Here is an 11,810-nt window from a genome sequence, read left to right on the forward strand (position 1 = left end):
GATGTCGTCTTTGCAGAGAGTTGCCCTGCGGACTCTTCGCTTGTACTCACTTCTATCAATCCGCTTCATGCTCATCTCAAGCAAGGAGCCCTTGTCCACATCAGCAGTCCTGATTACAAGATACTCACCATCTTCGCTGTATACAGGAGTTTCATGCGGGCAGTCGACTGCCAGAACTGTTGCGTGCTTCAATCGCGTCACTCTCCAATACTCCGGCACCTCTCCCAGCCACTCCACGCCTGAGTCCTTCATCGGCGCATCAGGATTCAGCCCCTTGGTGACGGCATGGGAGACGACGGCTTGACGCTTCTCCTGGAGCAGCTCGATCAGCCGCTGCTGCTCGGCGATTAAGGCATCGATCTTGGCGGTTTCGTGGTCGAGGAAAAAGCAATAGATATTTGCTCCTCTAGTGGAGGAACTGAGAGAAAGAGCTTGGTGAAACCAGAATTTGGAATATGAGTCTGATTGACCCCATCGTCAAACCATAGAAGCCCCGGATTCCTATCAAGAACATAGAATACGTATTTAGGGTGGTCTTCAAGAGGCGTGAGTCGGCAGACGCGCTGATTGACGGCGTATAGATCGTCATTGCTGACATAGAAGGCTTTCCCAAGTGCCCTGCCATTCGGCAAATCGCTCATCACCATCAAGATATCATTGATCGACGCAGGGGTAAGATTCTCTGAGCACCTCTTGACTTTCTCTCCCTGAGTAGAGACAAACCTGGAGTTTACGCAAATGTATTGACCGTCGTCTGCGACAAATGGCTCATGCGCCTTGCCAGGCTGGAAGGCACATCGCATTCCCAGCTTTGAGAGGTTCCAATGCTCCGGCACCTCCCCGAGCCACTCCACGCCACTCTCCTTATAGGCCGGATACCTCGGAAAGCTCATGCCGTCAGCCCTCCAATCATCTCCAGGATCCGATCCTTCACCTGCTTCAGCTCAGCCTCGTATCTCTTCCTGCTCTTGGCACCGTTCATCCACTGGTCGCTGCTTGCGGTGGCTTGAACCATCCGGAATTCTTGAATGGTTGGCATCAAGCAAGGATGAGACTCTGTCTGCCTCATGGTTGAAGCGGAGCTTCTGGCTCATGGCCTGGGCACTCAATATCCAGCTGGTGCTGCGTCAGCACCTGCAATTCACCACTGATCGTCACAGCAATTCCTGTTCCCGTCTGACGGGCCAGTTCACGGGCACGCTGCCCAGCACGAAGCAGCGCTGCGGAGACGCGCTCGAGGTCAGCGTCATGGCGTTGGCTCTGGAATCCAGCAGTCATGGCCGACCTCCCTCACTGAGAAACTGCGGAACAGCACCACCATTATCAATCATCTGCCATTCATCCACCAGTGGCTTGTAGAGGGTTTCCAAATTGTGGAGCCCTGCCTTGAAGCGACGAGCGATCACCTCCGCTGGGATGGTGTGTCCCCCTTGACGCACTCGCAACCGCACACGGGTCACGGCCTGCTCCACCGTCGGCAGAGACAGAAAAATGAGCTTTACGGAATAGCACTGAGCTTGCCAGTCCCTAATGCGCTGCACATATCCCTTGCCAGCCAATGTTGTTTCAAACGCAAAGCTCTCACGCGCTGCTGCACTACGATCCATTTCTTCCAGCATCAAACGCCCTGCCCGACGTGCTGCCAGCTCAGGAGCGAAAGGAGACAGACCAGCCGCAATCAGATCGGCATTGATGAAGGTGGTGATCCCGATCTCCAGCGGTAGGTACTCGCGTGCAAATGTCGTTTTCCCTGCACCATTGGGCCCGGCGATGATGATGACCCTGGGCTTCAATGTGAGAGCCCCCCAATCATCTCCAGGATGCGATCCGTCACCTGCTTCAGCTCAGCGTCGATCACCTCCAGCGGTCTCGGGGGTGTGAACACATAGAAGTGCCGGTTGAAGGGGATCTCGTAGCCCACCTTGGTCTTCTCGTGGTCGATCCAGGCGTCCGGCACATGGGGCAGCACCTCCCGCGCGAAGTAGGTCTCCACGTCTTCCGAGAGAGGCACGTTCTCGGTGTCCCGCAGGCTGCTGTCCGCCTGGGGCTTGCCCTTGGCCTTTCCCTTCTGGCCCACCACCACCTTGCCTGCTTCATCCCGCAGGGGACGCTCCACCGTGATCGTGCGGTAGCCAAAGGCTTCATTGGGGAAGATCTTGCTGATCGGCTTGCCGTCCTTCTCAGCTTCTTCGAACGAACCGAACAGCTGGGTGATCACCTCGATGTGCTCGGGGCTCAGTTCCTTGCGCTTGCTGCCCAGGCTCTTGCGCATCTTCTGCCAGTAGCTGCTGGCATCGATCAGCTGTACTTTCCCTTTCCGCGCCACCGGCTTGCGGTTAGTCAGGATCCAGATGTAGGTGCTGATCCCGGTGTTGTAGAACATGTCCGTGGGCAGGGCAATGATCGCCTCCACCAGGTCGTTCTCCAGCACATACCGGCGGATCTCGCTTTCCCCCGAGCCCGCCCCACCGGTGAACAGGGGTGAACCGTTGAGGACAATGCCAAAGCGGCTACCACCCTCCAAGGCAGGCCGCATCTTGCTGATCAGATGCATCAGGAACAGCAGCGAGCCATCACTTACCCTGGGCAGCCCCGGCCCAAAGCGGCCGCTGAAGCCCATCAGCTTCGCTTCTCGCTCGATCTCCTTCTGAATCTTCTTCCACTCCACTCCAAACGGCGGATTGGAGAGCATGTAGTCGTACTTCGCCTCCGGCAGCTGGTCGTCAGACAGCGTGTTGCCAAAGCAGATCTTGTTGATGTCCTGCCCCTTGATCAGCATGTCCGCCTTGCAGATGGCGTACGACTCAGGGTTCAGCTCTTGACCGGACAGCACCAGCCGCGCTGTGGGGTTGTGGCCCGTGAGGTGCTCCTCCGCCACGCTGAGCATCCCGCCGGTCCCAGCAGCAGGGTCATAGAGGCTACGGACGATGCCGGGCTGGGTCAGGGCCTCATCGTCTTCGATGAAGATCAGGTTCACCATCAGGCGGATCACCTCCCGTGGGGTGAAGTGCTCCCCGGCGGTCTCGTTGGAGAGTTCCGCGAACTTGCGGATCAGCTCCTCGAACACCAGCCCCATCTCGGCATTGCTCACCTTGTCTGGGTGGAGGTCGATCTGGGCGAACTTCTCGGAGACCAGGTACAGCAGCCCTGCCTTCTCCAGCCGGTCCACCTGCAGGTGGAACTCAAAGCTCTCGAAGATGTCCCGCACCGCCGGGGTGAACGCCTGGATGTAGGCCCGCAGGTTCTCGCCGATGTTGTCCGCGTCGCCCTTCAAATTTTTCAGGCACAGCTTGGATGTGTTGCAGAAGTTCTGCCCTGCCTTGCGAAGCAGGAAGGGCTCGGGGTCCAGGCCCTGGCCTTCCCGCAGGGTCTTCTCCTCCAGTACGGCGGCCTTGGTGGGCTCCAGCACGCAGTCGAGCCGGCGCAGCACCGTGAACGGCAGGATCACCTTGCCGTAGTCGCTCTGCTTGTAGTCGCCCCGCAGCAGGTCAGCGACTGACCAGATGAAGGCCGAGAGGTTCTGTTTGCCGGTGGGCTGGGGGCCGAGGGGGGCGGCGGTTGACACGCTTGTGCGCTGCTGGGTGGATCGGCTGGGATCGGATGCTCTCCCGGCTGGCGTCGGGTTGCCGGTGACGAGAGCCACTGAGCCTCCCCGGCCGCGTCCAGGGACGATCATCCCAGTCGCTAGCAGAGCCGCTCGCACTGCGTTATAGGTGCCTTCCTCCCAGCCCAGGAGCTCCTGGAGCCTGCCGTTGCCGGCTGAGCCGCCCAGGGCTTCCAGAGCGCCTAGGAACTCCTCGTGCAGGGGATCGGGCTCGGGAGAGGCGCCCAGGGCGGGGGATGGACTGGCGTGCATGGCAGTGGGAGGTCAGAGACAGCATGCCGTGGGTGTGACTGCATGAGCAAGAACGGTCTGATGTCTTCTCAGGATCGTGTCTTTTGGTTTGTAGCGAACTTGAGGGGTGTCGATGTAATGCCTCCCGCGCCATCTGAAGGCCCAATGCTCAATAGAGAGTGGAATTGACATGCATCCGAGCGGCGATCAACTGATAAGCCATAGGCGTCTTTGCTGTCTACACCCTCATGCATTTTGATGCTAGCAACAACTATCGAGCATAGACTGTACATCTTCGCTAGCAATATCTGCCAAGATTTCCGCCAAAATGACGAGTAACCGCGACACGAATCAAGCAGCGGGCCACATCGCCTAGGTCCTTGTTCCACTGGCGCAGGGGATCTATGAGGTGTCTACGCCTATCAGTTGAATGGCAACATTCAGCTGACTTGATGACTTGGATTTTGTCGCCAGCTTCCCCCGACTCACGTAATGACCAGCAACGAATCCCCGATTGAAGGCAATGGTGATTCTTCCAGTGACAACACTTCCGTACCCCAAAAGCCCACTGGTACTGCTATGCAGCAGCTCAAAGCCGGGGTGCTCCCTCCTGACTGGTCGTGCATTCCCGTCGATGGAAAAGCGACCTACCTCAAAGGTTGGTCGAAGAGCCGACTTTCGCTCACTCAACTGATGCAGGAGTACGACAAGGACCACCGGTATCGCGGTCTCGGGGTGATCACAGGCGAAGCCAGCGGCGGCCTGATCGCCCTGGACATCGACGGGCTAACAGCGGCGGCTCGGCTCAAAGCCGCGATCGGCGAGGAGAACTACGAGAAGCGGGGCCGGGAGACCACGATGGCCTGGACATCAGGCAAGCGGGGCCGGCGGCAGATTCTCTGGAAGGTTCCAGCCGCGCTGGTGCCGCAACTGCGGGACTTCAACACGCTGATCCTGCGGGAGACCGGGGACTGGGAGCCGGGGACCGGCGACAAGAACAGGATCAAGCGGGTTGACGATCAACCGGCCTACGAGGAAGTCGTACTGCGGTTCAACCGCTGCCAGTCGGTGTTGCCGGGAAGCCCGCGCCCTGGCAGCAACTACAGGCGCTACCGCTGGCTGAGCTACAACGAGGGGCGGCCCGCCGACGCGCCGCGCTGGCTGATCGAGCTGCTGCTACCGCACTGCAAGCCGGTCACCTGGCTGAACAGCGACGACCAGAAGCAGCTCAACGAGACGCACGGCGACACGGCTGTTCCCCCGCCGCAGATCCGGGGCTGGTTCTTCAAGGAGGAGGTCCAGGCCCTGCTGCGGCCGAAGCTCCGCGACCTCATCTACAAGCACCCGGTCTTTGACGAGTACGGCTGGCTCGACAAGGAGGGCGGCGAGGCGCACTGGATGTCGGGCTGCCCCTGGCACAAATCGGAGTCAGGGACTGCGTTCCAGGTCAACAAGAACTCGGGGGTCTGGTACTGCCACGCCTGCGCTGTCGGCGGCGACGTGCTGAAGTTCGTGCATGCGGCCAAGACCAACGACCCGTATGCAGAGAATCCGACAGGGCCGACGCTAGAGGGGTACGTCGCTGAAATTGCAGGAAAATTGGGGTTTACGTATCCAGATGATGTCCTGCCGACGCAACGTGTAGCGAATAAGGTGCCTACGGCGCAGGACTTGGAGGGGTTGTATAAAGAGTGTAGGAAGATCGACAAGGCCACTCCTAACAAGGAACAAGCCCGTCTGTTGATGTGGGCTCACGCCCAGGTCAGCGGTTTCTACCTCTTCAAGAACGGCCGCGAGATCTACGACAGCTACAAGCGCTTCTACATCGGTGAGCTGACCGCTGACATCAAGGTTCAAACCCCTGAGCAGCTTAGCGCCATCACCGAGACCGACTACATCATTCCTGATTTCCTCCGCTGTCCCAGCAGCGTGATGTTCCACGCCCGTGGCGGTCTCGGGAAGACCAAGCTGGCCTTGGCGCTGGCGCGGAAGGTCGGTCACGGGGAGCCCACCCGCATCAGGGGTGCTGACTTCGCACCGACCACCACGGGGAAGGTGCTGCTGCTGGGGAACGACATGACGCCCTCGGGGTACGTGGCCTACCTGAAGCAGCAGGGGATCGACATCCAGGGGAGGGACAGCCACTGGATGAAGGCGGTCTGGAACTGGGATGTGGAGCAGGAGCTGGAGCTGATCGATCTGCTCAATGAGCTGCAGCCGAAGCTGGTGATCATCGACTCGCTGTCATCGGCGAGCAACAACGCGGCGCACTCGGAGAACGACAAGGAGTACGCCAGGACGGTGTACGACATGGCGCGGTTCAACGGGGTGCAGTTTCCGCCGACGTGCTTCCTGTGGATCCACCACAACAAGAAGGACGGGACGACGTTCCGTGGCACCGATGTGTTGCGGAATGCGGTGGATGACACCTGGGAGTTGAAGGAGCTCGAGACCGAGGAGCAGGGCGACTTCCCTGCGGGAAGCAAGATCCTCCAGATCGGCAAGTCTCGCGGCATGCGGGACGGGGCGCGGTTCCTGGTCTCCGAGAACTTCGAAGAGCTGCTGACGTTCAGTGATCTCACTCCTCTGGAGGAGCGGCGGCAGGGGACCGGCGATGTCACCGGGCCTTCGCTGGTGCTGTCACTGCTGAAGGAGGCGAGCGAGCCGATGACGGCGACGGAGATCAAGCTCGGGATCGACGCTCGGGTGCAGGGGTCGGGCTCGGGGGATGGCCCGGTCGGCCGGCGTACGGTTCAGCGTTGGATCAAGAAGTGGATCGAGGCGAAGCTGATCGCTGAGGCCGGGTGGACGGATCCCGACAAGGCGGGGCGGCCAGCTCAGCTCTACCGCTGGGCCGGGTGCGACGTGGCGTCTCAGACTGAGTCGCAAACGATCCGCTTCCTGGCCCAGGTGTTCGGTGGAGGGGGAGAGGGGCGGCCCCCCGAGAGCGGAAACCCTCTAGAGAGAGATTGTGTCCATAATTCGGCTTCTGCGGCTCCGTCGTCCTCGGAATCCATTCCAGCGCAAGGGGTTTCGGCGGAGGGGAATTATGGACACGGGTCTTCGATTCCCGACGATGCTGAGGGGCGTGTCCATAATTATTCGGGGGTCGAAAGCCAGTCTCACGGTCTCGGGGTGAGAACGGGGGGACTATCCCCTGGACTTCCGAAATCTTCCACCAGTTCTGGAGAATCTGGTATCACTGCGATACCAGAAAAGGTCGAGGAATTACGGACATCGACCCCAGAATTATGGACACAGGGGGGTGAAACCACCAGTTTGGAGGGCAAAAACGGTATCGGTTTGATACCGAATTCTCAGAAACAGGTGGAAGATTTCGGAAGGTGTCCAAAATTACTGGAGGAAGGAATCGCTGAGAACCCTTCCGCTGCAACGAGTATCGGCGAAGGGGAATTATGGACACAAACGGGTCTCTCCCCCTCTACGCGTGCGCGTGCGGGCGCGTGCGCGAGGGACGAGCAGGAGCAGGAGCCTGAGGAGCTCGACATCGAGGCGATCCTGGCCCTGGAGCCTTGCGCGGACGAGGAGAACGTCGCAGCCTTCACGGGCCTCGACCCGGAAGCTTGCCGGCCAACCCCGTTCCCACAGATGGAAGGGATGGGAATGGTGGCTTGATGGATGGTCATCCCGTGCAGATAGAACCCCTGTCTCACTGATCGGGGAAGGGGGGGGGCTCCTGGCCTCCCCCTGCCTCCCTCTACCCCCTTTGCTTTGTCAACAACCCTTCCAAATCAAGACTCCTGAACTCAGTCCAGAAGCCGCAGCGCCGCCTCTTCGTCGGCCTCAGCCACGTCGATGTAGTTCTGAAGCTGACCAAGACTGGCGTGCCCCGTGAATCGCTGAACGGTTCTCAAGCTCGCGCCACGCTGCGCCATCGTCGTGGCCAGGCTTCTGCGGAAGCTATGCAGAGACACCCCTGACGGGAAGTCCGGTCCAAGGGCCGCCACAGCCCGCCGCAGGGCCTTGTCGGCCGCTTGGCGGGTCATGGGTTGGTTCTCGCTCCCAGGACTGAGGAAGAGCAGCGACCCGTTGCGGGCAGGGCGCCGGTGGCGCTCCTCCCAGTGAAGCCGGAACTGGTCCAGCTCCACCCCCAGGCGCGGTGCGATCAGAGGCTCGCGAGTGCGGCGGGTCTTGGTGGTGGCGGCTGCGAAGACGATTCGGTCGCTGTGAATAGCGCCCCAGTGCAGTCTCAGCGTCTCAGTCGTGCGACTGCCCGTGAATCGCATCACGCTCCACAGGGCTCGGTGCTCGGGATTGGGCGCCGCCGCAATCAGCTGATCCAGCTGCTCCGGCGAGAGCACTCGGGCCTGACCGGAGCCGCATGTCTTGGGCATCGCCGCTCTCGGTGGTTGTCCTTTCGTAAGATACGACAACCTCCCAGGGCCCGCAAGCGATCTCGACACCCGGCTTCCAGTAGACGCCAGCCGCCCCCTTCTTGATTCTCAGCTATGGCCCCTATTGAGAATCCCGAGCTCTCAGCCTTCCCTGGTCGAATCTGTTGCCTTTGGCTGGGGCAAAGTCACCCCTGCCAAGCACCTACTCGTCAACACAAACAAGTCACAGCTGCTTCTGGTGCAGTCCCCCGAGGTCGCGAAGACACTTACGCCTTCGCTCCTGATCACTCCATCGACTGAAGTTCCTCAGATGGATCCAAATCGCCCGTTCTCTGGTTGCATCAAGCAGCCAACATCCAGGCGGGCGACCTCGGCGCGGCAGACCAGGAAGTGAACCACGCCGGTAAATCGGACATACCAGAGGATCGGTCCAAGGCTTGTAGCCACCCCTGTTGCAGTGGGCGTACCAGGAAGACAGGCGACCAATCATCGTTTGGCGCGGTACGCCTACAAGCTCGCAAAACGGTGTGATCGTGAGCCAGCGAGGTTGCTCGTAGCCACAAGCGGCAGCCATCCCCTCGAGGTCGGAAATGGCTGCCGCCAAGACAGTGGGGTACACCGTTCCGTGACCGCATTTAGCCATTGATCTTCCTGGAATTTCCGATTTCTTCCACGGGCAGAGCGGCGGGGAGCCGGCCAGGCCGAGCAGCATTGGCTAATGATAACCATTCTCAATAAGGAGGATGGCTTTTGGTTGCCCCCCCCCGAGGCCGTAAATCGCCACACGCGCTCGCTCGCGCTTGCTGGTGTGGAGAAGGGAGGGGAGGCGGATCCGCGCGAGGGATCGAGCCGCTGATCGTCCGCACCGTGCATGGTCCGTCGCTCCGCCCTCGGGGGACAGGCGAGCCTGGCGGATCTACTGCGGGCTAGCCGGCCCAGGCTGGCCCCCATGCCCCAACGGCGCCGGGCAGGACCGTGCAGGCCATCTGAAGGCCGTTCCAAGTGCTCCTGGGGCCGACCAGGGGCTCGAGCAGAGGGGTCAGGGCATTCCCCCGAGAGCGGACCCTTCCCTCAGGGGTGGGGTGGGGCTGAGGAGCCTGTCAATCGGCCCTCGGACGACTGGCTCAGGCCGACCAGGCTTGGGCAGTGATTTCGTCGCTTAAGCCATGCGGGATAGCCACTTGCCCGTCAGGCGCCGCAATCATTGAAAATGATATTCATTCTTTCCTAGGGGTCACTTTGCTGGTGCTTCGATTTGGCGCTCTCGGGGGTGACTTTTCTCCGCTTGGTGCAGCTGCTTGGATAGAGACGTTGGGGTTGGAGAGCGATCTCCGGGAAGTCGTCAGTGGGCTCACAGGGCGCCCTGGACTGACGTCATCAGCTCTCACCAGCTCTCATATGCCTTCCCTGTGTCCCGAGAGCGATTGCGATCACTGCGTCTTTGCTTGTCTCGCGCTGTGCTCCCAAAGCACCCGCGCTACCAAGCTGCGCCACGCCCCGGTGACGAGACTCTAAACCTCAGCATCTGGCGCCTCAGGTCACGACAGCACCCTTGGATACGACAGCGCTTCCTAATTTTGGGGCCAGCGGCATGGGCGCAGTGGAGCGGGCGACAAGACAGCGCTGGTTCGTGAAGCTCGAGGAGGGCATCGTGGACAAGGCACGCTTCGATGCGGCGGTGCCGGCCCATCGGGGCTGGCTGGCTGAGCTGGAGGCTGCGGGTCATCGCCCCAGCAGCGGCTACTGGAGGGATCGTCAGGGCCTCAGTGGAGCTGGCGGGATGTTGTTGTTCATGGCCAGCGATCGCGACGAGGCCGAACGGCTGGTCTCCTGCGATCCGCTGGTGCGCCAGGGCTGCGTGCGCTGGGTTGTGCACGAGTGGTGCGTGGTGGCAGGCGAGCTCGCTGGTCCCCCTCAGGAGTGGAACAGCAGCACCAGCCCTGAGCTGAGTTGATGGAATTCACGTTCCTCCCGGCTCAGGTCAAGCCCCACCTGGAGACCTTCCTTGAGGGCGTCATCGAACGGAGGAGCCGATGGAGCCTCACCGGCACACCAGAGCGCAGCGATACCGACCGGGGTTGCATGCCAGCTGAAGCAGGGAGTCGTGCCGATGGCAGGTTCCTGCAGGGCGTCTTCGAGCAGTTCGCGGATGGGCATGGTGACCCGTAGCGGGAACTCCCAAGTGGTGGCCCCAGCTTCGACAGCTGACCCAGAGGGGGCAAGGTGCTGAGAGTTTTCGTGATGAAGGCCGCCTAACCTTCCCGCCATGACAGCCCTGCCCACCTCGATCGCGCTGGTGCACGAGTGGTTCACACCCCGGGCGGTGGGGGGGGCGGAGGCCGTGGTCGAGCAGCTCGATGCCCTGCTCCATCCCCAGCTCTTTGCCCTGGTGGATGGGGAGAGTCAGCGACCGGGGAGCTGGCTGCATGGCCGGCGGATTGAGACCTCCTTCATCCAGACGCTGCCGTGGGGCGTCAGCCATGTGCAGCAGTACCTGCCCCTATTGCCCCTGGCGATCGAGCAGCTCGACCTGGGCGGCTACCCGCTGGTGCTGAGCAGCAACCATCTGGTGGCCAAGGGTGTGATCACCGGACCCGATCAGCTGCATGTGAGCTATGTCCATACGCCGGTTCGATACGCCTGGGATCAGATGCATGCCTATCTGGCGCGCTCCGCCCTGGCGCGCAGTCCGCTCGGACCGCTGATCCGCGGCCAGCTGCATCGCCTGCGTCAGTGGGACGTGGTGAGCAGCAGCCGGGTCGACCATCTGATCGCCAATTCCCGCTTCACTGCCCGCCGGATCCAGCGCTGCTGGCGACGCACCGCCACGGTGGTGCATCCGCCGGTCGAGGTGGCTCGATTCCGCTGGGACCAGCCTCGCAGCGACACCTATCTCAGCGTCTGCAGGTTGGTGCCCTACAAGCGGGTCGATCTGGTGGTGGGAGCCTTCAATCGCCTCGGGTTACCGCTGGTGGTGATCGGCGATGGGCCCGAACGACGGCGACTCGAAGCCATGGCAGGCCCCAACGTCCAGTTTCTCGGCCACCGCCCCGCCGATGAGGTGACCACCTGGTTGCAACAGTGCCGTGCCTACGTCTATGCGGGGCTGGAGGATTTCGGGATCGCGCCGGTGGAGGCAATGGCGGCCGGCGCCCCTGTGATCGCGCTGGGGCAGGGCGGTCTGCTGGATAGTGTGCGTTGTCTGGAGAGCGGCGCGGCCCAGCCCACCGGGCTGTTGTTCCCTGATCAATCGGTGGAGAGCCTGGCGGCGGCCCTGGATCACTTCCACACGGAGCGGCTCTGGCGGCGGTTTCCCGCTGACGCCCAGCACGACTGGGCCCAGCGTTTCTCCCCGGCCTGCTTCCGTCGCCGCATGCAGGAGCGGTTGGAGACCCTGTGGCTAGCCCATCGCCACCGCCTCGCCCATGCCAGGGCCCCTGTGCCTCTGGAGGAGCTGCCACCGATGAATGGGGCGGCCTGACTCCGATTTTTAGATTGCCGCCACCGCCGTGCGGCTTCGCTGCCGTCTGCCGCTACGTTTCTTGCCCCTGCCTCCCGACCTGCCAACGCAGGGTCCGCGTCCATCTCCGCCGCACCCTCCCCTGCTTTCTCTGGGGGTG

General features: G+C 61.5%; 9 protein-coding genes. 3 read left to right on the forward strand and 6 right to left on the reverse strand.

All coding sequences use genetic code 11. From position 1 onward, the window contains the following. Window positions 1-347: 347 nt before the first annotated feature. The 4 genes from H8F26_RS09580 to H8F26_RS09595 all read right to left on the reverse strand — a co-directional run bounded on the left by H8F26_RS09580 (window position 348) and on the right by H8F26_RS09595 (window position 3,565). The gene (locus H8F26_RS09580) at window positions 348-893 is read right to left on the reverse strand and encodes a restriction endonuclease subunit S (RefSeq protein WP_197153757.1); all 546 of its coding nucleotides are present in this window, start codon (window positions 891-893) and stop codon (window positions 348-350) included. Then, complete coding sequence (locus H8F26_RS09585; protein ID WP_197153758.1) at window positions 890-1,039, reverse strand: hypothetical protein; 150 nt, start codon at window positions 1,037-1,039, stop codon at window positions 890-892. Before H8F26_RS09585 ends, H8F26_RS09580 begins: the two co-directional genes overlap by 4 nt. 235 nt (window positions 1,040-1,274) lie before the next feature. Then, complete coding sequence (locus tag H8F26_RS09590; protein ID WP_197153759.1) at window positions 1,275-1,793, reverse strand: AAA family ATPase; 519 nt, start codon at window positions 1,791-1,793, stop codon at window positions 1,275-1,277. After that, window positions 1,790-3,565: a class I SAM-dependent DNA methyltransferase gene (locus H8F26_RS09595; RefSeq protein WP_231605116.1), complete on the reverse strand. Its 1,776-nt coding sequence runs from the start codon at window positions 3,563-3,565 to the stop codon at window positions 1,790-1,792. The genes H8F26_RS09590 and H8F26_RS09595 overlap by 4 nt, the downstream gene beginning before the upstream one ends. A gap of 762 nt (window positions 3,566-4,327) precedes the next feature. Here H8F26_RS09595 and H8F26_RS09600 point away from each other — a divergent pair. After that, on the forward strand, window positions 4,328-7,471 hold the full coding sequence (locus tag H8F26_RS09600; RefSeq protein WP_197153760.1) for an AAA family ATPase: 3,144 nt from the start codon (window positions 4,328-4,330) through the stop codon (window positions 7,469-7,471). A 131-nt stretch (window positions 7,472-7,602) separates the two neighbouring features. On the opposite strand, the gene H8F26_RS09605 is transcribed toward H8F26_RS09600, so the two are convergent. Then, window positions 7,603-8,190 (reverse strand): tyrosine-type recombinase/integrase, encoded by a 588-nt coding sequence (locus H8F26_RS09605; RefSeq protein ID WP_197153761.1) that lies wholly within the window; start codon window positions 8,188-8,190, stop codon window positions 7,603-7,605. Window positions 8,191-9,781: 1,591 nt separating this feature from the next. Here H8F26_RS09605 and H8F26_RS09610 point away from each other — a divergent pair. Further along, entirely contained in the window at window positions 9,782-10,144 is a 363-nt protein-coding gene (locus tag H8F26_RS09610; RefSeq protein WP_197153762.1) for a YciI family protein, read from the forward strand. On the opposite strand, the gene H8F26_RS09615 is transcribed toward H8F26_RS09610, so the two are convergent. After that, window positions 10,105-10,347, reverse strand: a complete 243-nt coding sequence (locus tag H8F26_RS09615; RefSeq protein WP_197153763.1) for a hypothetical protein — start codon at window positions 10,345-10,347, stop codon at window positions 10,105-10,107. The genes H8F26_RS09610 and H8F26_RS09615 overlap by 40 nt on opposite strands. 109 nt (window positions 10,348-10,456) lie before the next feature. Here H8F26_RS09615 and H8F26_RS09620 point away from each other — a divergent pair, with 109 nt between their 5' ends. Beyond that, on the forward strand, window positions 10,457-11,671 hold the full coding sequence (locus H8F26_RS09620) for a glycosyltransferase (RefSeq protein WP_197153764.1): 1,215 nt from the start codon (window positions 10,457-10,459) through the stop codon (window positions 11,669-11,671). Window positions 11,672-11,810 lie beyond the last annotated feature (139 nt).

This window comes from Synechococcus sp. CBW1006 (assembly GCF_015840525.1).
Classification (GTDB): domain Bacteria; phylum Cyanobacteriota; class Cyanobacteriia; order PCC-6307; family Cyanobiaceae; genus CBW1002.

Bases quoted from the DNA above. Each gene is read 5' to 3' on its own strand.
- H8F26_RS09605 (WP_197153761.1), bottom strand. From the start codon at position 8,190: ATGCCCAAGACATGCGGCTCCGGTCAGGCCCGAGTGCTCTCGCCGGAG.
- H8F26_RS09620 (WP_197153764.1), top strand. From the start codon at position 10,457: ATGACAGCCCTGCCCACCTCGATCGCGCTGGTGCACGAGTGGTTCACA.
- H8F26_RS09600 (WP_197153760.1), top strand. From the start codon at position 4,328: ATGACCAGCAACGAATCCCCGATTGAAGGCAATGGTGATTCTTCCAGT.
- H8F26_RS09585 (WP_197153758.1), bottom strand. From the start codon at position 1,039: ATGCCAACCATTCAAGAATTCCGGATGGTTCAAGCCACCGCAAGCAGC.
- H8F26_RS09615 (WP_197153763.1), bottom strand. From the start codon at position 10,347: ATGCCCATCCGCGAACTGCTCGAAGACGCCCTGCAGGAACCTGCCATC.
- H8F26_RS09610 (WP_197153762.1), top strand. From the start codon at position 9,782: ATGGGCGCAGTGGAGCGGGCGACAAGACAGCGCTGGTTCGTGAAGCTC.
- H8F26_RS09580 (WP_197153757.1), bottom strand. From the start codon at position 893: ATGAGCTTTCCGAGGTATCCGGCCTATAAGGAGAGTGGCGTGGAGTGG.